Here is a 21,511-nt window from a genome sequence, read left to right as displayed (position 1 = left end):
TGACACCGCGCCCGCCGCCCGCCGCCAAGTGATCTTGATTGGTCGGCTCTGACCCCAAAAGTGCCTGACCCGTGCCCGGCGAATGTCTGCTTGATACCGCCTTGAGATCGCTCACGTTCGCGTGCGGGCAACCAACGGCCCCGAGTAGGGCGTCTTTCCTTCGAACATGTACGGCGTCCCCCGCGTACGTCGTCCACAAGAGCCTGAGCGATGACGAGGAGCGGCACTACAGTGGGGCGGAAACCCGCGGGGCCCCACCGGGCGCGGGGGACAGGCAAGCAAGCAGCAGGGAGCACATGACGTGCGGCCGGTAGGCAGCAAGTACCTCCTGGAGGAACCGCTCGGACGCGGCGCCACCGGGACCGTCTGGCGGGCCCGCCAGCGTGAGACCGCGGGCGCCGAGGCGGCGGTGCCCGGCCAGCCCGGCGAGACCGTCGCGATCAAGGTCCTCAAGGAGGAGCTGGCGAACGACGCCGATGTCGTGATGCGGTTCCTGCGGGAGCGCTCCGTGCTGCTCCGGCTCACCCATCCCAACATCGTCCGGGTCCGCGACCTGGTCGTCGAGGGCGATCTGCTGGCGCTGGTCATGGACCTCGTCGACGGCCCCGACCTCCACCGCCACCTGCGCGAGAACGGCCCCTTCACCCCCGTCGCCGCCGCCCTGCTCACCGCCCAGATCTGCGACGCGCTGGCCGCCAGCCACGCCGACGGGGTGGTCCACCGGGATCTGAAACCGGCCAACGTGCTGCTGAAGCAGGACGGCGGGCAGCTGCACCCGATGCTGACCGACTTCGGCATCGCCCGCCTCGCCGACTCGCCCGGCCTCACCCGCACCCACGAGTTCGTCGGCACGCCCGCGTACGTCGCCCCCGAGTCCGCCGAGGGCCGCCCGCAGACGTCCGCCGTCGACGTCTACGGCGCCGGCATCCTGCTGTACGAGCTGGTCACCGGCCGGCCGCCGTTCGCCGGCGGTTCCGCCCTGGAGGTGCTGCACCAGCACCTGAGCGCCGAGCCGCGCCGCCCCTCCACCGTCCCCGACCCGCTGTGGACGGTGATGGAGCGCTGCCTGCGCAAGAACCCCGACGAGCGGCCCAGCGCCGAGAACCTCGCCCGCGCCCTGCGCGTCGTCGCCGAGGGCATCGGCGTGCACGCGAACGCCGCGCAGATCGCCGCCGCCGAGGGCGTGGGCGCCCTGCTCGCCCCCGACCCGGCCCCGGCGACCGTGCCCGCCCCGGACGGCGTGCCCGGCGCCGCCGACCCCACCCAGGTGCTGCCGCACGGCCAGGGCGCACCGGCGTACGACCCGGACGGCGCGACCAGCGTCCTGCCGCACACCGGCGGACCGGCCGGCGCCGCCGACCCGACCAGCGTCCTGCCGCACACCGGCGCGCCCGACCCGACGCGCATGATGCCGCCCGTGCCGCCGGGACAGCCCGGCCAGCAGGGGCAGCCGGGCCAGCAGCCCGACCAGCCGCACCCCTGGCAGTCCCAGCTGCGCGCGGCCCGCGACCGCAACGAGCAGACCCAGTACCTCGACCCCGGCGAGGACCCGCTGCGCCGCCGCCCCCAGCGGCAGGTCGCCCGCCCCCAGCCCCAGCAGCGCCCCCAGCCCCAGCAGCAGCCCGGCTACGGCTACGGCCACCCGCAACAGCAGCAGCCGCAGCAGTACGCCCCCGCCCCGCAGCGCCGCCAGACCCCGCAGCCGCAGCCCCAGGCACAGCCCCAGCGGTACGCGCCGCCGCCCGCCCCCGAGCCCCAGCGGCCCGCGCGCGAGCCGCGGCCGCCGCGTCAGCGCGGCGCCAACCCGATGAAGATCCCCGGACTCGGCTGCCTTAAGGGCTGCCTGTTCACGGTCGTCATCCTGTTCGTCGCCGGCTGGCTGGTCTGGGAGCTGAGCCCGCTGCAGAGCTGGATCGGCACCGGCCGCGGTTACTGGTCGGAGCTGAGCCACTGGTTCAGCCAGGCCACCGACTGGGCCAAGGACCTGAGCGGCAACTGAGGCCACCGGGCGACCGAACCCACCGGGCAGCCGTACCCACCGGGCAGCCGAGGCCGCCACCCGCCGGACGCCGTCCTCGCGCGGTCCGCACGCGCCCCCGCGCGCCCTCCGCATCGCGAGTCGGGAGATTTGTCGACATCCGACGGGTGATTTCGGTCTCCGCGGTGAAGGTTGCCGTTCCGGACGCGTAGCCTCAGCCGCAACACGCGTCTGTAGGAGCAGTCTTGGCACGGAAGATCGGCAGCCGGTACACCGCGAACCAGATCCTGGGCCGGGGCAGCGCCGGCACGGTGTGGCTCGGGGAGGGCCCCGACGGGCCCGTCGCCATCAAGCTGCTGCGCGAGGACCTGGCCTCCGACCAGGAACTCGTGGGCCGCTTCGTGCAGGAGCGCACCGCCCTGCTCGGCCTGGAGCACCCGAACGTCGTCTCCGTGCGCGACCTCGTGGTCGACGGCAACGACCTCGCCCTCGTCATGGACCTGGTCCGCGGCACCGACCTGCGCACCCGGCTGGAGCGCGAGCGGCGGCTGTCGCCCGAGGCCGCGGTGGCGATCACCGCCGACGTGGCCGACGGCCTCGCCGCCGCCCACGCCGCCGGCGTCGTGCACCGCGACGTCAAGCCGGAGAACATCCTGCTCGACATGCAGGGACCGCTCGGCCCCGGCGGCGCCCACCCCGCGCTGCTCACCGACTTCGGCGTGGCGAAACTCATCGACTCGCCCAAGCGCACCCGCGCCACGAAGATCATCGGCACCCCCGACTACCTCGCCCCCGAGATCGTGGAGGGCCTGCCCCCGCGCGCCGCGGTGGACATCTACGCCCTCGCCACCGTCCTGTACGAGCTGCTGGCCGGCTTCACCCCCTTCGGCGGCGGCCACCCCGGCGCCGTGCTGCGCCGCCACGTCACCGAGACCGTGGTCCCGCTGCCCGGCATCCCCGACGAGCTGTGGCAGCTGATCGTCCAGTGCCTGGCCAAGGGCCCGGCGTCCCGGCTGCGCGCCTCCGAGCTGGCCGCCCGGCTGCGGGAGCTGCTGCCGCTGCTGGCCGGGATGCCGCCCCTGGACGTGGACGAGCCCGGCGCGGACGCGGCCGAGGAGGAGCGGGACGAGGCCGTGCCCGCCGAGCCCGCGCCCGCCGGGGACCGGGCCCGCCGCCGCGGAGCCGTGCCGCTGGTGCCGGGCGCCAAGCCCGACTCCAACCGCGACACGCACACCTCCATGCGGGTGCCCGCCCCCGACGAGCTGGCCGGCCCGGCCCACGGCACCGCCCGCGCCCCGCGCACGCCGGGCGCGCCCCGCCCCGGCTCGGCCCGCCACCGCACCGCCGCCCGGCGCCGCCGGATCACCCTGAGCGTGGCCGGCGCGCTGCTCGCGGCGGCCGTGGGCGCGGGAGCCTGGTGGGCCGCCTCGGGCGACGATCCCGCCGCGCCCCAGGACACCCGGCACTCCGCGCCCCAGTCGCCCTGACCCCGCCGCCCGGCGTTCTACGCCCGGCGGAGCCGTTACGCTGGAGGGCGTGGCAGTCGTCGACGTATCCGAAGAGCTCAAGTCCCTCTCCTCGACCATGGAGTCGATCGAGGCCGTTCTGGACCTCGACAAGCTGAGGGCAGACATCGCCGTGCTCGAGGAGCAGGCGGCCGCGCCGTCCCTGTGGGACAACCCGGACGAGGCGCAGAAGATCACCAGCAAGCTCTCCCACCTCCAGGCCGAGGTCAGGAAGGCGGAGGCGCTGCGCGGACGGATCGACGATCTCGCCGTGCTCTTCGAGATGGCCGAGGAGGAGGACGACCCGGACACCCGCGCCGAGGCCGAGTCCGAGCTGACGGCCGTCAGGAAGGCGCTGGACGAGATGGAGGTCCGCACCCTCCTGTCCGGCGAGTACGACGCCCGTGAGGCCCTGGTCAACATCCGCGCCGAGGCCGGCGGCGTCGACGCCGCCGACTTCGCCGAGAAGCTCCAGCGCATGTACCTGCGGTGGGCCGAGCAGCGCGGCTACAAGACCGAGGTCTACGAGACGTCGTACGCCGAGGAGGCCGGCATCAAGTCGACCACCTTCGCCGTCCAGGCGCCCTACGCCTACGGCACCCTCTCCGTCGAGCAGGGCACGCACCGCCTGGTGCGCATCTCCCCCTTCGACAACCAGGGCCGGCGCCAGACCTCCTTCGCGGGCGTGGAGATCCTGCCCGTGGTCGAGCAGACCGACCACATCGAGATCGACGAGTCCGAGCTGCGGGTGGACGTGTACCGCTCCTCCGGCCCCGGCGGCCAGGGCGTGAACACCACCGACTCCGCGGTGCGCCTCACCCACCTGCCCACCGGCATCGTCGTCTCCTGCCAGAACGAGCGGTCCCAGATCCAGAACAAGGCCACGGCGATGAACGTCCTCCAGGCCAAGCTGCTGGAGCGGCGCCGCCAGGAGGAGCAGGCCAAGATGGACGCCCTCAAGGGCGACGGCGGCAACTCCTGGGGCAACCAGATGCGCTCCTACGTCCTGCACCCGTACCAGATGGTGAAGGACCTGCGCACGGACTTCGAGGTCGGCAACCCCGAGGCCGTGTTCAACGGCGAGATCGACGGTTTCCTGGAGGCCGGCATTCGCTGGCGCAAGCAGCAGGAACAGCAGAGCAAGTAAGAACAGAACGCTTTGTCGACAAGGCAACTGCCGTGCTCAGCGCGGCGGTTGCCTTTTTCGCGCCCGGGTGTCCGGGTTTTGCGTCACCTTCATATCCCAATTCCTCCGGCAAAGAACGCGTACCAGGACATCGCGTACGCAACGACCTTGACGTTGCTTTGAATTATGGGAAGGGTTAAGCGCGGCATGCGTATCTGCGGGGCGCATGTGAACCGGGGGGCTCCATTCGCACAGCTACCTCCGTCGATCACGGCCCCGAGCGCGGCCTCATCGACGATCAGCTACTGGGGGTAGCAACTACATGACAAAGAAGACGCGGATCCGTGTCGCGCGCATAGCGGCGGGCGCGATCGTCGCCGCGGGTGCTTCGCTGATGGTCGCGGGCGTCGCCTCGGCCGACCCGGGCCCGGGCAGCGAGCCGACGCCGTGCGACATCGTGATCGACCCCACCTGCGACGACTCGGGTGGCACCCCGTCCGAGCCCGGTGACGGCGGCACGCCGTCCGAGCCGGGCGACGGCGGTACTCCGTCCGAGCCCGGTGACGGCGGCACCCCGAGCGAGCCGGGCGACGGCGGCACTCCGTCCGAGCCGGGCGACGGCGGCACCCCGACCCAGCCGGGCGACGGCGGCAGCACCCCGACCCAGCCGGGCAACGGCAACGGCGGCAACGGCAACGGCGGCGACCAGGGCGGCAACGGCGGCGACCAGGGCACCGGCGGCAACCAGGGCGGCAACGGTGGCGGCAACGGCACCGGCGGCAACCAGGGCGGCACCGGCGGCGGCAACGGCACCGGCGGTTCCGGCACCACCGGCGGCACCACCCCGGACGGCGGCGGCGCCGCCCCGCAGGAGCAGGGCACCTCGGCCCTCACCGACACCGGCGAGAGCACGAACACCGCGCCGCAGGGCAACGGCAACGGCAAGGAGCTGGCCGAGACCGGCGCCGGCGAGACCACGTTCCTGCTGATCGGCGCCGCGACGATGATCGCCGGCGGCATCGGCTTCCGGGTGCTGCCGCGCGTCATGGCCGGCCGCGACGGCGCCGCCGCCTGAGCGTGACCACCGCCCCACGGGGCGTGTGCGGCGACTGACGCCGAGGGGCCCGGAGCACACCGCTCCGGGCCCCTCGCTCGCTTGCCGCCCCGCTACGCCGTCTGGTGCGCCAGCAGCGCCACCGCGGCGATCAGCACCGCCAGCAGCGCGATCAGCGCCATCGGGTTCAGTCCCGCGAGGAAGTTGTTCTCCTGCTGCAGCCGCTCGCGGTTCGCACGGCACACCGGGCACCGGCCCTCGCTCACGGGCGCCGCGCAGTTCGCGCACACCAACCGGTCGTACGTCATGCGCTCGCCCTCCTTGCACCGCCGGTCACACCTGGACAACGCCCGCGGACGCGCGAACGTTCCCCTCTCCACAATGCCAGGTTCCCCGGCTTTCAGCGCGGGGTCCCCGAAAGCCCCGTGCTCCCCGCGTACCCGTACGCGTCCGAGGCCCCGGACAAACCGTACAACTGTCCCGCAACCCGTACCGGCGACTGCGCGGGCGCACCTGACTCGCGTATGGTCACGCTCATCTACCCCCGGCGACCCGTGGTGCATCCGTGATCCGATTCGACAACGTGTCCAAGGTCTACCCCAAGCAGACCCGCCCCGCCCTCAGGGATGTCTCCCTGGAGGTCGAGAAGGGCGAGTTCGTCTTCCTCGTGGGATCCTCCGGCTCCGGAAAGTCCACCTTCCTGCGGCTCATCCTCCGCGAGGAGCGGTGCAGCCACGGCCAGGTGCACGTCCTGGGCAAGGACCTCGCGCGCCTGTCCAACTGGAAGGTGCCGCAGATGCGCCGCCAGTTGGGCACGGTGTTCCAGGACTTCCGCCTGCTGCCCAACAAGACGGTGGCGGAGAACGTCGCCTTCGCGCAGGAGGTCATCGGCAAGTCGCAGGGCGAGATCCGCAAGTCCGTGCCACAGGTGCTCGACCTCGTCGGGCTCGGCGGCAAGGAGGACCGGATGCCGGGCGAGCTGTCCGGTGGTGAGCAGCAGCGCGTCGCCATCGCCCGGGCCTTCGTCAACCGGCCCAAGCTGCTGATCGCCGACGAGCCCACCGGCAACCTCGACCCGCAGACCTCCGTCGGCATCATGAAGCTGCTCGACCGGATCAACCGGACGGGCACCACCGTGGTGATGGCCACCCACGACCAGAACATCGTGGACCAGATGCGCAAACGCGTCATCGAGCTGGAGAAGGGCCGCCTCGTCCGCGACCAGGCACGCGGCGTCTACGGCTACCAGCACTGAAGAGTCCACTCGGAAAGGCTTGACCAGACGCCATGCGCGCCCAGTTCGTCCTGTCGGAGATCGGTGTCGGTCTCCGCCGCAACCTGACGATGACGTTCGCCGTCATCGTCTCCGTCGCCCTGTCGCTCGCCCTGTTCGGCGGGTCGCTCCTGCTGAGCGACCAGGTCGGCAAGATGAAGGGCTACTGGTACGACAAGATCAACGTGTCCATCTACCTCTGCAACAAGAGCAACGCGGAGTCCGACCCCAACTGCGCCAAGGGCGCGGTCACCGAGGACCAGAAGAAGTCGATCCTCGCGGACCTGCAGAAGATGACGGTGGTGGACAAGGTCACCTACGAGTCCCAGGACGAGGCGTACAAGCACTACAAGGAGCAGTTCGGCAACTCCCCGCTGGCCGCCTCCATCACGCCGGACCAGATGCAGGAGTCGTACCGCGTCAAGCTGAAGAACCCCGAGCAGTACCAGGTCATCGCCAGCGCCTTCAACGGCCGTGACGGCGTGCAGTCCGTGCAGGACCAGAAGAGCATCCTGGACAACCTCTTCACCCTGCTCGGCTATCTGAACCTGGCCGCGCGGGGCGTGATGGCGGTGATGCTCACCGTGGCGATGCTGCTGATCGTCAACACCGTGCGCGTCTCCGCGTTCAGCCGGCGACGGGAGACGGGCATCATGCGCCTGGTGGGCGCCTCCGGCTTCTACATCCAGGCGCCGTTCATCATGGAGGCCGCCGTCGCCGGGCTCATCGGCGGCATACTCGCCTCCTCCTTCCTGGTGGTCGTGCAGTACTTCGTGATCGACCACGGAGTGTCGCTGTCCACGAAGCTGCCGCTCATCAACTTCGTCGGCTGGGACGCCGTCATCACCAAGATCCCGCTCATCCTCGCGGTGAGCTTCCTGATCCCGGCCCTTGCCGGTCTTCTGGCGCTGCGCAAGTACCTGAAGGTGTGACGGATGCCAACGGGGCCGTACGGGTCAACCCGGCGTACGGCCCCGGGGCGTTGTCCTACACTCACCGGCATGCCCGGCCGTGACCTCTTCTGTCAGCCCCGCCGCCCCCGCGCCGGGGCGACCCTGACCCTGGTCTTCGCCGGAGTGCTCGTGGCCGGCGCGGCGACCGGGTCGCTGCCCGGCGCGCGGTCCGCCGCCGGCGAGCGCAAGTCCTCGACGGAGACGGTCCGTTCGGCCCCCGCCGCCGCCCAGGAACAGGTGACGCGGGCCGCCGCCGAGGCGATGGCCGCCGGCAAGTCCCCCATGGAGGCCGCCGAACGGGCCGTCAGCCGCAGCGGCGACCGCTGGGGCGCCGTCTACTCCCCGGGCGACTACCAGGAGTTCCAGGAGGCGCTGGACGGCCGGTACACCGGCGTCGGCCTGTGGGCGCGGCGCGAGCGCGACGGCCGCATCGACGTCACCAAGGTGCAGACCGGCTCGCCCGCCGCCGACGCCGGGATCCGCGCGGGCGACCGGCTGAGCAGCGTGGACGGCGAGAAGACCGACGGGCTGCCCGTCACCGAGGTCGTCTCCTTACTGCGCGGCGACGCCGACGACGCGCCCGCCGGGACCCCCGTCACCCTCGGCCTCCAGCGCGGCGACCGCCAGTGGACCCGGACCCTGCGCCGCGCCCGCCTGTCCACCGACTCGGTCACCGTACGGCGGCTCGCCGGCGGCGTGACCGTCATCAGGATCTCCGCCTTCACCAAGGGCGCCGGCGACCAGGTCCGCGCCGCGGTGCGCCGCTCACCGGCCGGCCAGGGCGTCATCCTGGACCTGCGCGGCAACTCCGGCGGCCTGGTCACCGAGGCCGTCGGCGCCGCCTCCGCCTTCCTCGACGGCGGCCTCGTCGCCACCTACGACGTCGACGGCGAGCAGCGCGCCCTGCACGCCGAGCCCGGCGGCGACACCACCAAACCCCTGGTCACGCTGGTCGACGGCGGCACGATGAGCGCCGCCGAACTGCTCACCGGCGCCCTCCAGGACCGCGGGCGGGCCGTCGTCGTGGGCTCGCGCACCTTCGGCAAGGGCTCCGTGCAGATGCCGAGCCGGCTGCCCGACGGGTCCGTCGCCGAGCTGACCGTGGGCCACTACCGCACCCCGGCGGGGCGCGCCGTGGACGGCCGGGGCATCACCCCGGACCTGCCCGCGGACGGCGACGCGGTGAAACGGGCCGAGACGGTCCTCACGGGCCTCGGCGACCCGTCGTAGCCTGCGCGCGCCCCGCCCGGCCCGCGCCGAATACCCTTTCCGCGCGGCGGCCCCGTAGTGCAAAAATGGGCGCACTATGGCTAAGGAAAAAGGGCGCAAGCTGATCGCGCAGAACAAGAAGGCGCGGCACGACTACCTCATCCTCGACACCTACGAGGCCGGACTGGTCCTCACCGGCACCGAGGTGAAGTCGCTGCGCCAGGGACGGGCCTCGCTGGTGGACGGCTTCGTCCAGCTGGACGGCCACGAGGCGTGGCTGCACAACGTGCACGTGCCCGAGTACAGCCAGGGCACCTGGACCAACCACAGCGCCCGCCGCAAGCGCAAGCTGCTGCTGCACCGGCTGGAGATCGACAAGCTGGAGGCCAAGTCCCAGGAGACGGGTCACACGATCGTGCCCCTCGCCCTGTACTTCAAGGACGGCCGCGCCAAGGTCGAGATCGCGCTGGCGAAGGGCAAGAAGGAGTACGACAAGCGGCAGACCCTGCGCGAGAAGCAGGACCGCCGGGAGGCGGAGCGCGCGATGTCGGCGGTCCGGCGCAAGCAGCGCGCGTAGGGCCCGCCGGCAGATCCCGCCCCGGGAATGTCCCGGCGGCCCATGGCGTTGACCTGGATGCCACGGCGGGGTGACCGCCACGGGCGGGCGCCGGGAATAAGCTGGCAAGGACCCGCGTTGGTCACGTACGATGGCACAAGCACCGCGAGGCCGGTGCGAGCCCCCTCTCCGGAGGGGCCCTCCTCGGAGGGTTTTGAAAAAACAACATGGGGATGATCGGTTTCGACAGCGGCTGTCGAAGCAGGGGAAGCGTGTCGAGGAAGCGGCCATGATCTCGTAAACCACAGGCCGAAAAAAATAATCGCCAACACCAAGCGCGATTCCTCCCAGCAGGCCTTCGCCCTCGCTGCCTGATCTCAGGTAGCGATCGCGAGCCTCCTACTCAAGGGAGTGTCAGCCCGGGGATGTTCCCGACCCGGATCCTGGCATCGACTAGGGGACTAAACCTTGATCCCGGTCACGGGGTGAAGAGGGAAACCACACAGTGACTGAGCCCGTCGGAGACTTGTCCGCGTGATCTCCGGGGCCGAGAAAAGCGAAGCGGACTGCACACGGAGAAGCCCTGATTCCGCACCGTTGGACGCGGGTTCGATTCCCGCCATCTCCACTCACCCACACCGGGTACCCCATGTGGACAAAGGCCCCGTCGCTTCCGAGCGCCGGGGCCTTTGTCGTGCGCGCGGCCTTGTCGTGCGTGCGGCCGGTATGCCTGATGCGTCGTCACTGGGGCCACCGAAAAGGTTGTACGCCTCCCTGTTGCACTTCTGTCGCACTTCCGTCCCGCTTCCGTCCCGCTTCGGTACAGGGCGCGGAAATCCGGTTGGCATGTAAACGACACCTGCGAGGATCAAGGTGCATCTGCGGGTCGTGCCGGCCGCACCCGGCCGCACGGCCCCTCCTCATGACCCAATGGAGGACCCTCGTGGTCAAAAGCTCCGGCCTGAAGGCGCGCCGCGCGGTGGCGCGCGGCACCGTGGCGGTGCTCGCCGCCGCGCTGGTCGCGACCGGTACGTCCGCCGCGTCGGCGGCGGACGCGCCCAGCCGCACCGCTGCCCAGGCCACCACGCACGCCCAGCCGTCGGGCGTGTCGAAGTTCGGCGTCACCGGGCTCAAGGTCGCCCAGGTCAACGCCCTGTACGGCGTGGACGGCAACGGCGAGCTGTGGGGATACCCGCCCAACGGCAAGGGCGGCCTGAGCTCCCGTATGGATTCCGGCTCGGGCTGGAAGGCCTCCCGCTTCATCACGCAGGCGGACCAGGACGCGGACGGCTCCGCGGACGGCCTGTGGGACGTCACCGACGGCCAGCTGTACTGGACGGCATGGGACGGCACCCCCGCGCTCATCGGCAACGGCTGGAACATCTACAACCGTCTGCTCTCGGCCGGCAACCTCGGCGGCGCCGCCGCCGACGACCTGCTGGCCCGCGACAGCTCCGGCACGCTGTACCTGTACCTCGGCTACGGCACCGGCAAGCTGGCCTCGCGCTACAAGGTCGGCGGCGGCTGGAACATCTACACCGACATCACCGGCAAGGGCGACCTGACCGGTGACGGCAAGGACGACATCGTCGCCAAGGACAGCTCCGGCGTCCTGTGGCTGTACAAGGGCACCGGCAACTACAAGGCACCCTTCGCTCCGCGCACCAAGATCGGTGGCGGCTGGAACACCTACAACAGCATCGTCTCCGTCGGCGACATCAACCTGGACGGCATCACCGACCTGGTCGCCCGCGACAAGACCGGCGCGCTGTACCTGTACAAGGGCACGGGCAACGCCTCCGCCCCGTACGCCTCCCGGGTGAAGATCGGCACCAGCGGCTGGAACACCTACCGTCTGCTGTTCTGACCGACCCTCCTGCCTTTCGGGCAGGCACGAGGACGGGCCGCTCCCACACCGGGGGCGGCCCGTCCCGTTGCCCCCCACACACCAGGGGGCGGCCCGTTCCCTTCCGCTCCGCGCCGGGGAAGCGGTCCCCTTCCGCCGCGTCCCCGTGGTCACCCGGTGCGCCGGGCGACGCTGATCACCAGCGCCACCGCCGCCGCCGTCACCGGCACCCCGTACCCGGCCGTCGGCGACAGGTGCTCCGCCCCCCAGCCGCCCGTCGCGCTGCCGCAGGCGATGCCGCCGAGCAGGCCCGTCACCGCCAGGGTCATGCCCTCGTTGAGGCGGCCCGCGGGGGTGCGCTGCTGGACCAGGGCCATGTTGGTGACCATGGTCGGCGCCGTCGCCGTACCGGCGACGAGCAGCGCGCCGGACAGCGCGAGCATCGAGCCGGTCAGGGCGGCGGCCAGCAGCGGCAGGGTCATCAGCGCCGTCATCGCGGCCACGCACCACGGCAGCCGCCGCGCGGCCGGACCGCCGGGCCGCAGCGCCCCGTACACCAGCCCGGCCAGGCACGACCCGGCCGCCTGCAGCCCCAGCGCCACGCCCGCCGCCGACCGGTGCCCCCGGTCGTCGGCGAAGGCCACCGTGACGACCTCCATCGCGCCGAACACCGCGCCCAGGGCCAGGCACACGGCGAGCTGGGCCGGCATGCCCGGGGCGCGCAGCGGCGCCCTGCCGGTGCTGCCGCCCCCGGCCGGCGGTTCGGTGGCGCGCTGCGCGGTGAACAGCAGCGTGCCGGTCAACAGCAGCACCGCCCCGGTCAGCGTGCCCGCCTCCGGGAAGAACGTGCCGGTGAGGAAGGCCGCGAGGACCGGGCCCAGCATGAAGCACAGCTCGTCGGCCGCCTGCTCGAAGGAGTTCGCGGTGTGCAGGGCGGCGGGGTCGCCGCGCAGCAGGTGCGCCCAGCGGGCCCGGGACATGCCGCCGGTGTTGGGGGTGGTCGCGGTGGCGGCGTAGGCGGCGAAGAGCGTCCAGTCGGGCGCGCCGCAGCGTACGCACACCAACAGCGCCAGGCTGCCCAGCACCGCGCAGACCGTGGCCGGCACCGCGACGCGGGCCTGGCCGTGGCGGTCCACCAGACGGGCGATCCAGGGCGCGGTCACCGCCGTCGCCGCCAGGCCGGTGGCCGTGACGGCCCCGGCGAGGGCGTACGAGCCGCGTGCCCCCGCGATCATCACCACCGCGCTCACCCCGAACATGCCCGACGGCAGCCGGGCCACCAGGTTCCCGACGGTGAAGGCACGGGCGCCGGGGAGGGCGAAGAGGCGACGGTAGGAGGGGGCGGGCGGGGCGGAGGGGGGTTCGGCCGGCGTACCGGCGGTGGGTTCGATCGAGCCGGTGGGGCCGGTGGGGCCGGTGGGGCCGGTGGGGTCGGGGCTGTCGGTGCGTTCGGGGGCTTCGGGCGTCCTCGGTGGCATGGGCTCACCGTCGCCCGGGGCGGGACGCGGGGTCCAACACCTGTTCGGGGCCGATTGACGCACCCGCGTTGTAAGTTCGCCGCATGTCCGTCCCCCATCTGGACCCGCGGCTGCTGCGGGCCTTCGTCACCGTGGCCGAGGAACTGCACTTCACGCGCGCCGCCGTCCGGCTGTACGTCGCCCAGCAGGCCCTCAGCCGGGACGTACGGCGGCTGGAACGGGAGCTGGGGGCCGAGCTGTTCGTGCGCACCACCCGGCAGGTGACCCTGACCGCCGACGGCGAGCGGCTGCTGCCGTACGCGCGCCGGGTGCTGGCCGCCCAGGACGAGCTGCTGGCCGCCTTCGGACAGGCCCGCCCGCTCTTCCTCGACCTCAACTCGCCGGGCCTGGCCACCGGCCACCGCGTGCTGCGGCGGGCGCGCGAACTCGCCCCCGAGCACGAGATCATGGCCCGCTTCGAGAGCGGTCTCACCGGCGCGGCCACGGAGCTGCTGGCGGGCCGCCTCGACGCGTCCTTCGGCCGGTACGCGGGCCTGGACCCGGCGCTGCGGGCCGGCCTCGCCCACCAGCCCGTCCGCTACGAGCCGATGGCGATCGCGCTGCCCGAGGCCCACCGGCTGGCCGCGCTGCCCGAGGTGCCGCTGGCCGCGCTGGCCGGCGAGACGGTGTACGCGGGCGCCGGCAACCCCCGTACCCCGGAGTGGACCGACCTCGCGCACCGCCTCTTCGCCGGGCGCGGCATCGCGGTGGCGCCGCCCGCGCCGCTGGCCGTCGGGGTGGAGGAGTTCGAACGGCTGATGGCGAAGACCGGCCATCCGGTGCTCGCGGTGGTCGGCTTCCCGCCCCTGCCGCGCACCGTCGTACGGCCCCTCGTCGACCCCGTGCCGCTGTCCCCGGTGTCGCTGGTGTGGCGCAGGGGACTGGCGCATCCGGCGCTGGACGCGGTGCGGCGCGCGGCGGCGGAACTGGCGGCGGAGGAGGGCTGGCTACGGCGACCCGAAAACGGATGGATTCCAGCCATCGACGTATCGGTCAATTCCGTTCAAGATTGATCTTTCCGCTTTTCTCCCCCCTTGCGCACACTACGTTCGTGACCGCCGAGCACGTGGGACAAGGGGGGCGCTCGGGCAGGTGGGGGCCTGTTCCGGCGACGGGAGCTCGGGGTCGTATGCGCACCCGCAACACTCCCGTGGGGGACTTACGTGCGCGTGAAAAAGGGGCTGGAACAAGCCCAACTCGAATGGCCCGTGGCCGCTTCGGCGACCGGAGCCGCACCCGCTCTCGGCACCGGTGACGCCGGCGGCGAGGCCCAGCGGTTCCCGGAGACCGCCGCCGTACCGGCGCTGCGGGTCGAGGACCCGTGGGAGCGGTCCGGACCCGACGCCGCCGACCCGGCCGAACTGACCGTGCGGCTCGACCGCGCGGAGGCCGGAGCGGACGGGGCGGACGCCGCCCGCGGCTCCGACGGCCCGCCCGGCGGCTCCGACGGGCCGGTCTTCGTGGACGAGTCCGGCCGCCGCAGCCGCCGCTTCCGGCGGATCGGCATGGCCGTCGGACTCTCCTGCGGGGCCTACGCCGTCGTCATCGCCGTCACCCTCGTCTCCGGCAACTCCAACGCGCCCTGGCTGCCGGTGCCGGGCCAGGCCGACGACAAACCGGCGAGCAAGGTCGAGACCTCGCCCGAGCCCTCGGAGTCGGCCCTGCCGCCCGGCATGGGCGACGGCGCCGTACCCGGCGCCCCGGTACTGCCCGGGGCGCCCGGGATATCCGCGCCCGGCGCCGGCAAGGGCACCGGCAGCGCCAAGCCCAGCACCGGAGCCGGGACACCGGCGCCCTCCACCTCCGCCGGGCCGCACAAGCCCGGCGCCACACCCGGCGCCAAGCCGACCGCCACGGCGACCGGCAGGACCAAACCGCCGGCCGGCGGCGTGGCCGGTCCGACGACCGCCCCGACGCCCCCTCCGGCCACCACACCGCCCGACCCGACCCCGAGCGGCGGGGGCGGCTCGACCGCGCCCGACCCGACGACGACCCCGGGCGGCGGCAGCGGTGACGGCGGCAGCACCTCGGGCGGGAGCGGCGGCGCCGTGACCAACGCGCCCGGCACGGTCGCGGACGGCCCGAGCAGCCCGGTACCGGTCAGCAGCGAACCGGCGGCCACCGGCGCCCCCGGCCCGACGACGGCCCCCGGCCCGGCCTCCCCGCCCGGCCCCACCGGCTCCCCGGCCGACGGCGCCGGCACCGGGTCCGGCGCCCAGTCCTCCGGTACGGCCTCCCGGACCGTGGCCTGATGGCGGGCCACGTCCGGCGCACCCGGACCGGAAACCCCCAGACCGGAAACACCCGGACGGGAAACCCCCGGACGGGAGACCCCCGGACCGGAAACCCCCGGACGGGAAACCCCCGGACGGGAAACCCCCAGACCGACGGCACACCGGACGCGGCGGGACACGCGTCGGACGCGCGGCCTGCCCCGGACGCGGCCGCCCCGAACACCCGCCGCCACGGCGGCCGTTCACCGCGCCGCACCGGCACCTCCGCCGGCACCGCCCCCGGCCCCCGGGCCGGCGCCCGGGGCAGGGCCGGTGCCCGCACCCGCGCCCGCTCCCGCCGGCGGCTGCGCCCGCCCCTGCGGCTGCTCCTGCCCCTGCTCGTGCTGGCCGTGCTGATGGCGATGCTGATGCTGCGCGGCTATGTGCACAGCGAGATCCTGGCCGACCACCGCATCCGGCCCGAGGCCGCCACCGACAAGGTGCCGCAGAGCATCCTCGACGGCGGCCCGGTCATCGACACCCGGCACGGGCAGACCACCAGCCTGCGCGTGCCCGACCACCGGCTCGTCCTCACCTTCGACGACGGCCCCGACCCGACGTGGACGCCGAGGGTGCTGGACGTGCTCAAGAAGCACCACGCGCACGCCGTCTTCTTCGTCACCGGCACCATGGCCTCCCGCTACCCCGACCTGGTCCGGCGGATGGTCGCCGAGGGCCACGAGGTGGGCGTGCACACCTTCAACCACCCCGACCTCTCCTACCAGTCCAAGAGCCGCATCGACTGGGAGCTGTCCCAGACCCAGCTCGCCATCACCGGCGCCGCCGGCGTGCGCACCTCGCTGTTCCGGCCGCCGTACTCCTCCTTCGCCGACGCCATGGACAACCGTTCCTGGCCGGTGACCCGGTACATCGGCAGCCGCGGCTACATCACCGTCGTCAACACCGCCGACAGCGAGGACTGGCAGAAGCCCGGCATCGCGCGGATCATCCGCAACGCCACCCCGAAGGACGGCGAGGGCGCGGTCGTCCTCATGCACGACTCCGGCGGCGACCGCCACCAGACGGTCCAGGCCCTCGACCGCTACCTGCCCGAACTCCAGGCGAAGGGCTACCGGTTCGACAACCTCACCGAGGCGCTCGGCGCGCCCAGCGCGCTCACCCCGGTCACCGGCGTCGGCCTGTGGAAGGGCAAGGCGTGGATCTTCCTGGTCCAAGCCGCCGACGGCCTCACCGACGGCCTCGGCGTCTGCCTCGCCCTGGTCGGCGGCCTGGTCATCGCCCGGTTCGCGCTGATGCTGCTGCTCTCCGGGGCGCACGCCCGCCGGGTGCGCCGCCGCGGCTTCCGCTGGGGAGCGCCGGTCACCGAACCCGTCTCGGTGCTGGTGCCGGCGTACAACGAGGCCAAGTGCATCGAGAACACGGTCCGTTCCCTGATGGCGAGCGAGCATCCCGTCGAGGTGCTGGTCATCGACGACGGCTCGGCCGACGGCACGGCGGACATCGTCGAGGCCCTGGACCTGCCCGGCGTACGGGTGGTGCGCCAGCGCAACGCGGGCAAGCCGGCCGCCCTCAACCGGGGCATCGCCCACGCCTCGCACGACCTGATCGTGATGATGGACGGCGACACCGTCTTCGAACCCTCCACCGTCCGCGAACTCGTCCAGCCCTTCGGCGACCCGCGGGTCGGCGCGGTCGCCGGCAACGCCAAGGTGGGCAACCGCGATTCGCTCATCGGCGCCTGGCAGCACATCGAGTACGTGATGGGCTTCAACCTCGACCGCCGGATGTACGACGTGCTGCGCTGCATGCCGACGATCCCCGGCGCGGTCGGCGCGTTCCGGCGCTCCGCCCTCCAGGAGGTCGGCGGCATGAGCGAGGACACCCTCGCCGAGGACACCGACATCACCATGGCGATGCACCGCGCCGGCTGGCGCGTCGTCTACGCGGAGAACGCCCGCGCCTGGACCGAGGCCCCCGAATCCGTCCAGCAGCTGTGGTCCCAGCGCTACCGCTGGTCCTACGGCACCATGCAGGCGATCTGGAAGCACCGCGGCGCCCTGCTGGACCGCGGCCCCTCCGGCCGCTTCGGCCGGGTCGGCCTGCCGCTGGTCTCCCTGTTCATGGTGGTGGCCCCGCTGCTCGCCCCGCTGATCGACATCTTCCTGCTCTACGGCGTCGTGTTCGGCCCGACGCAGAAGACGATCGTGGCGTGGCTGGGCGTCCTCGCGATCCAGGCGGTCTGCGCGGCGTACGCCTTCCGGCTGGACCGGGAACGCATGACGCACCTGATCTCACTGCCGTTGCAGCAGATCCTCTACCGCCAGCTCATGTACGTCGTGCTGCTCCAGTCCTGGATCACCGCACTGACCGGCGGCCGGCTGCGCTGGCAGAAGCTGCGCCGCACGGGCGTGGTGGAGGCGCCCGGCGGTCCGGTACCGCGCGAACGCGCGGGCGCGGCGGCGAAGTCGGCCACCGGGACCGACGGTACGGCCATCGGGACCGACGGTACGGCTGCCGGGACCGACGGTACGACCATCGGGATCGACCGTACGGGTGCCGGGACCGACCGTACGGGTGCCGCGGCCGACCGGGCGGCGGACGTCGTGACCGGCCGGGCGGGCGACGGGAGGCCGGTGGCATGACCCAGGCACTGACCCCCGAGACCACCGCCGACCACCCCCGCGAACCGGCCCCCGGCCGCGACCGCTACCTGGACCTGCTGCGCGCCTTGGCCCTGCTCCGCGTGGTGGCCTACCACCTCTTCGGCTGGGGCTGGCTGACGGTGCTGTTCCCGTCCATGGGCGTGATGTTCGCCCTGGCCGGCTCCCTGATGGCCCGCTCCCTGAAACGCCCGGCCGTCGGCGTGATCAAGGGCAGGCTGCGGCGGCTGCTGCCTCCGCTGTGGGCGTTCGCCGCGGTCCTCCTGCCCCTGATGCTGTACGCCGGCTGGAACCCGGCGCGGGACCCGGACCTCGGGGGCGTACGCGGCCTGCCGAAACTCCTGGAGTACGTCGTCCCGGTGGGCGCCCCGCCCTACCCCGCGAGCCTGGGCTCCGACTCGGGGCTGCTGGACGTGACGTGGCCCGACGACGCCGCGGGACCGCTCTGGTACCTGCGCGCCTACCTGTGGTTCGTGCTGGCCTCGCCGCTGCTGCTGCGGGCGTTCCGCCGCGCGCCGTGGCCGACGCTGCTCGCGCCGCTGGCCCTGACGGCGGTGGTCGGCACGGGCTTCGTGACGATCCCCGGCGAGACGGGCGACGCGGTGACGGACTTCGCCGTCTACGGCGGCTGCTGGATCCTCGGCTTCGCCCATCACGAGGGCATGCTGCGCCGCATCCCGCGCTACGCGGCGGTATCGTGCGCGGTGCTGGTGATGGCCTTCGGCCTGTGGTGGGCCTCGGGCCACCTCGGCCCGGAGGGCTGGGACCTCAACGACATCCCGCTCGCGCAGGCCACCTGGTCCTTCGGAGTGGTGGTGATCCTGCTCCAGTACTCCCCGTCCTGGCGCGAACTCCCGCCCCGCCTGCGCCGCTGGGACAAGCCGATCACCCTCGCCAACAACCGCGCGGTCACGATCTACCTCTGGCACAACGCCCTGATCGCGGCCACGGTCCCGCTGCTCGACCTGGCCTACCGCCTGCCCTTCCTCCAGGGCGACGCGGCGACGTCGGTACTGGACTCCACGTACTCGGTGTGGATGTTCCTCCTGGTCTGGCCGCTGATAGCGCTGACGATCCTGGCCTTCGGCTGGATCGAGGACGCGGCAGCGAAACGGAAGCCCCGGCTGTGGCCGAACGGGGGTGGGAAGTGAGGGTGGGGTGAGGGGGCGGGGGAGTGGCCTTTGGGTGGAGTGACCTTTGGGTGGGTTGGTGGGTGGGGGTGGGATGGAGTGGGGTGCGGGTGGGACGCGGGTGCGGGTGGGGGAGTGGCCCTTGGGTGGGGTGTGGGGTGGACCGGGGGTTGGGGATGGGGAGTGGCCCTTGGGTGGGTTGGTGGGTGGGCGTGGGGCCGCCCGCTTCCGGGAGGAGTGTCGTGCTTCCGCGGGCCGCGTCAAGGGCGCTGCGCGTCGGCTGCGCCGATGGCCCTCCGGGCCACCCTTGACCCGGCCCGCTCCAGCACGGGAGGGAAGCGAGCGGGCGGCCGGGGGAGGAGCGGGGGGGCCGAGGTGGGTCGGGCCCTTGGGCGAGTTGCGGGGGTGCCCGGCGGTGGGGGCGCGTTGGCGGGGTGGGGGCACGCCGGGCTGGCTAAGCGGGTGGCGGGTGGGCGGTGGGTGGGCGGTACAGGCCGCACCGGCGTCCCGGCGGCACGCCGGGTCGGCATAGCGGCGCAAGCGGGGTGGGTGGGGGCGCGGGTGCAGGCCGCACCGGCAAGGCGGCGGCACGCCGGGGCGGCTCAGCGACTGGCGGCCGGTGGGGGCGCGGGCACAGACCGCACCGGCAAGGCGGCGGCACGCCGGGTCGGTTCGGCGACAGCCGGCCCATGCGGTGCGGGCGCAGGCCGCATCAGCAGAGGCAGCAGGGCACGGCGGTCGGTTCGGCGGCATCCGGCCGATGGCGATGGGCGAAGGAGCACAGGCCGCGGGGCACAAGCCCCGTTGGCGGCCCGGCGGCAGGCCGTCTCGGCTTGGCGCTACCGGCTGGCGGCTCGGTGCCGCCTGACTTGTGGCTTGATGGCACCTGGCCGGAGGAGGCTTTCTCCGATCCGGGAATTGTGGGCGTGCTCTAATCGCCGGATGACGAAGATCGAGGCAGGGCTGATAGGACGTTGGCTGGACGGCTGGACCGTCGCGCGCTCGCTGCCCGAGGCCGAGCCCGTCGAGCCCGCCGGGGACGGCCTGCGGTCCAAGTGCGACCAACCCGGCCGCGAGGTCGAGGTGTTCGCGCTGCGTGCGGACGAGGAGCCCGAGTCCGTGGCGCGGCTGGCGGCAGCCGTGGCCACCGCGCGTCAGGTCACTTGGCTGACGGTACCGACGCTGCGCCCGGACACCGTCGAAGCCGTTGTCGGCGCCGCCGGACTGGAGTTGGTCCAGCGGTCCGAGTGGTTGATGACGACCGATCTGACCGAGCACCCGCAACACGAGCCTGCCGCGCCGTACGAGCGAGAGGTGCGCACGGAGGGGCCGGTCACGGTTGTCTCCCTCCACGCCCCCTCCGGAGAGATGGCGGCGCGCGGCACCATTGCCGTGGTCGGCGGCGACGCGATCGCCGATCGCATCGAGACGGACGCGGCGCACCGCCGACGCGGCCTGGGCCGCGCGGTGATGAGCGCTCTGGCGGAGGCCGCAGTGTCCCAGGGCGCCCGCACCGGTCTCCTGATCGCCAGCCAGGAAGGCCAGCGCCTCTACTCCACCCTCGGCTGGCGCCACGAGGCCGACGTCCTGATCGCCCGGGGCCCCGTCGAGTAATCACTGACTGCAGGCTGAGCCATGAATGGTGGATTCGGGCCACGGCGAGGACCCAGTTCGCACCGCCCCCTCAGCTGTGGCCCACATCCACCATTCGTCTCCTCAACACGCCCCCACCCCCCGCGAAAGCGGCCTGCGCCCGCACCTCATCGGCTGGCTGCCGCCGAACCGGCCAGGCGTGCCACCGCTCTGCCGGTGCGGCCTGTGCCCGCGCCCCGTCGGCCGGCTGTCGCCGAACCGACCGGCGTGCCGCCGCTCTGCGGGTGCGGTCTGCGCCCCGCACCGCATGGGCCGGCTGTCGCCGAACCGGCCCGGCGTGCCGCCGCTCTGCGGGTGCGGTCTGCGCCCCGTACCCCATCGGCCGGCTGCTGCCGAACCGACCCGGCGTGCCGCCGCTCTGCGGGTGCGGTCTGTGCCCGCGCCCCGGCCCACCCCGCCTGCCGCTATGCCGACCCGGCGTGCCGCCGGGACGCCGGTGCGGCCTGCACCGCCCACCCGTCACCCGCTTAGCCAGCCCGGCGTGCCGCCACCCCCGCCGATGCGGCCTGAACCCGCACCCCATCCATCCGTCAGACGCTTAGCCAGCCCGGCGTGCCCCCACCCCGCGAGCGCGCCCCCTTCTCCGGGCGCCCCCGCAACTCACGCGAGGGCCCGACCCACCTGGGCACCCCGCTCCTCCCCCGGCCGCCCGCTCGCTTCCCTCCCGTGCTGGAGCGGGCCGGGTCAAGGGTGGCCCGGAGGGCCATCGGCGCAGCCGACGCGCAGCGCAGCGGAGCGCCCTTGACGCGGCCCGCGGAAGCACGACACTCGTCCGGAAGCGGGCGGCCCCACGCCCACCCACCAACCCACCCAAGGG

16 protein-coding genes and 1 other RNA gene are annotated in these 21,511 nt (G+C 73.2%); 15 read left to right on the top strand and 2 right to left on the bottom strand.

The genetic code is table 11. The features are described from left to right. The first annotated feature begins 301 nt into the window (after nt 1-301). The 4 genes from K7787_RS26260 to K7787_RS26245 all read left to right on the top strand — a co-directional run bounded on the left by K7787_RS26260 (nt 302) and on the right by K7787_RS26245 (nt 5,684). On the top strand, nt 302-1,999 hold the full coding sequence (locus tag K7787_RS26260; protein WP_223003166.1) for a serine/threonine-protein kinase: 1,698 nt from the start codon (nt 302-304) through the stop codon (nt 1,997-1,999). A 224-nt stretch (nt 2,000-2,223) separates the two neighbouring features. Beyond that, nucleotides 2,224-3,465, top strand: coding sequence for a serine/threonine-protein kinase (locus K7787_RS26255; protein WP_009188907.1), 1,242 nt, complete (start codon nt 2,224-2,226; stop codon nt 3,463-3,465). A gap of 49 nt (nt 3,466-3,514) precedes the next feature. Continuing rightward, the gene (gene prfB / locus K7787_RS26250; protein WP_009188906.1) at nt 3,515-4,630 is read left to right on the top strand and encodes a peptide chain release factor 2; all 1,116 of its coding nucleotides are present in this window, start codon (nt 3,515-3,517) and stop codon (nt 4,628-4,630) included. Between the two features lie 301 nt (nt 4,631-4,931). Then, nucleotides 4,932-5,684 carry an LPXTG cell wall anchor domain-containing protein gene (locus tag K7787_RS26245; RefSeq protein WP_223003165.1) on the top strand — a complete coding sequence of 251 codons (753 nt, stop codon included), beginning with the start codon at nt 4,932-4,934 and terminating at the stop codon, nt 5,682-5,684. Nucleotides 5,685-5,776: 92 nt separating this feature from the next. On the opposite strand, the gene K7787_RS26240 is transcribed toward K7787_RS26245, so the two are convergent. After that, the gene (locus K7787_RS26240; protein ID WP_009188904.1) at nt 5,777-5,971 is read right to left on the bottom strand and encodes a hypothetical protein; all 195 of its coding nucleotides are present in this window, start codon (nt 5,969-5,971) and stop codon (nt 5,777-5,779) included. Nucleotides 5,972-6,228: 257 nt separating this feature from the next. Here K7787_RS26240 and ftsE point away from each other — a divergent pair, with 257 nt between their 5' ends. The 6 genes from ftsE to K7787_RS26210 all read left to right on the top strand — a co-directional run bounded on the left by ftsE (nt 6,229) and on the right by K7787_RS26210 (nt 11,521). Beyond that, a complete protein-coding gene (ftsE, locus tag K7787_RS26235; protein ID WP_009188903.1) occupies nt 6,229-6,918 on the top strand; it encodes a cell division ATP-binding protein FtsE in 690 nt (229 codons plus the stop codon). Between the two features lie 32 nt (nt 6,919-6,950). After that, nucleotides 6,951-7,868, top strand: coding sequence for a permease-like cell division protein FtsX (gene ftsX / locus K7787_RS26230; protein WP_009188902.1), 918 nt, complete (start codon nt 6,951-6,953; stop codon nt 7,866-7,868). A gap of 69 nt (nt 7,869-7,937) precedes the next feature. Then, nucleotides 7,938-9,119: a S41 family peptidase gene (locus K7787_RS26225; RefSeq protein ID WP_223003164.1), complete on the top strand. Its 1,182-nt coding sequence runs from the start codon at nt 7,938-7,940 to the stop codon at nt 9,117-9,119. Between the two features lie 76 nt (nt 9,120-9,195). Further along, nucleotides 9,196-9,675, top strand: a complete 480-nt coding sequence (smpB, locus tag K7787_RS26220; protein ID WP_009188900.1) for an SsrA-binding protein SmpB — start codon at nt 9,196-9,198, stop codon at nt 9,673-9,675. Nucleotides 9,676-9,883: 208 nt separating this feature from the next. Beyond that, nucleotides 9,884-10,285: a transfer-messenger RNA gene (gene ssrA, locus K7787_RS26215) on the top strand. Nucleotides 10,286-10,576: 291 nt separating this feature from the next. Then, nucleotides 10,577-11,521: an FG-GAP repeat domain-containing protein gene (locus K7787_RS26210; RefSeq protein WP_247721301.1), complete on the top strand. Its 945-nt coding sequence runs from the start codon at nt 10,577-10,579 to the stop codon at nt 11,519-11,521. Between the two features lie 149 nt (nt 11,522-11,670). Here K7787_RS26210 and K7787_RS26205 read toward each other — a convergent pair whose 3' ends face one another. After that, nucleotides 11,671-12,978 (bottom strand): MFS transporter, encoded by a 1,308-nt coding sequence (locus K7787_RS26205; protein WP_223003163.1) that lies wholly within the window; start codon nt 12,976-12,978, stop codon nt 11,671-11,673. Nucleotides 12,979-13,061: 83 nt separating this feature from the next. On the opposite strand from K7787_RS26205, the gene K7787_RS26200 reads away from it, so the two are divergent. The 5 genes from K7787_RS26200 to K7787_RS26180 all read left to right on the top strand — a co-directional run bounded on the left by K7787_RS26200 (nt 13,062) and on the right by K7787_RS26180 (nt 20,655). Further along, on the top strand, nt 13,062-14,030 hold the full coding sequence (locus K7787_RS26200; protein WP_223003162.1) for a LysR family transcriptional regulator: 969 nt from the start codon (nt 13,062-13,064) through the stop codon (nt 14,028-14,030). A 156-nt stretch (nt 14,031-14,186) separates the two neighbouring features. After that, nucleotides 14,187-15,269: a translation initiation factor IF-2 gene (locus K7787_RS26195; protein ID WP_247721308.1), complete on the top strand. Its 1,083-nt coding sequence runs from the start codon at nt 14,187-14,189 to the stop codon at nt 15,267-15,269. A gap of 338 nt (nt 15,270-15,607) precedes the next feature. Further along, a complete protein-coding gene (locus K7787_RS26190) occupies nt 15,608-17,893 on the top strand; it encodes a bifunctional polysaccharide deacetylase/glycosyltransferase family 2 protein (RefSeq protein ID WP_282107289.1) in 2,286 nt (761 codons plus the stop codon). Then, entirely contained in the window at nt 17,890-19,062 is a 1,173-nt protein-coding gene (locus K7787_RS26185; protein ID WP_223003161.1) for an acyltransferase family protein, read from the top strand. Before K7787_RS26190 ends, K7787_RS26185 begins: the two co-directional genes overlap by 4 nt. A 921-nt stretch (nt 19,063-19,983) precedes the next feature. Beyond that, a complete protein-coding gene (locus K7787_RS26180; RefSeq protein ID WP_247721300.1) occupies nt 19,984-20,655 on the top strand; it encodes a GNAT family N-acetyltransferase in 672 nt (223 codons plus the stop codon). Nucleotides 20,656-21,511: the final 856 nt, after the last annotated feature.

The sequence above is a fragment of the Streptomyces sennicomposti genome (assembly GCF_019890635.1).
Taxonomy (GTDB): domain Bacteria; phylum Actinomycetota; class Actinomycetes; order Streptomycetales; family Streptomycetaceae; genus Streptomyces; species Streptomyces sennicomposti.
This window is presented reverse-complemented; position numbering and strand designations above follow the sequence as displayed.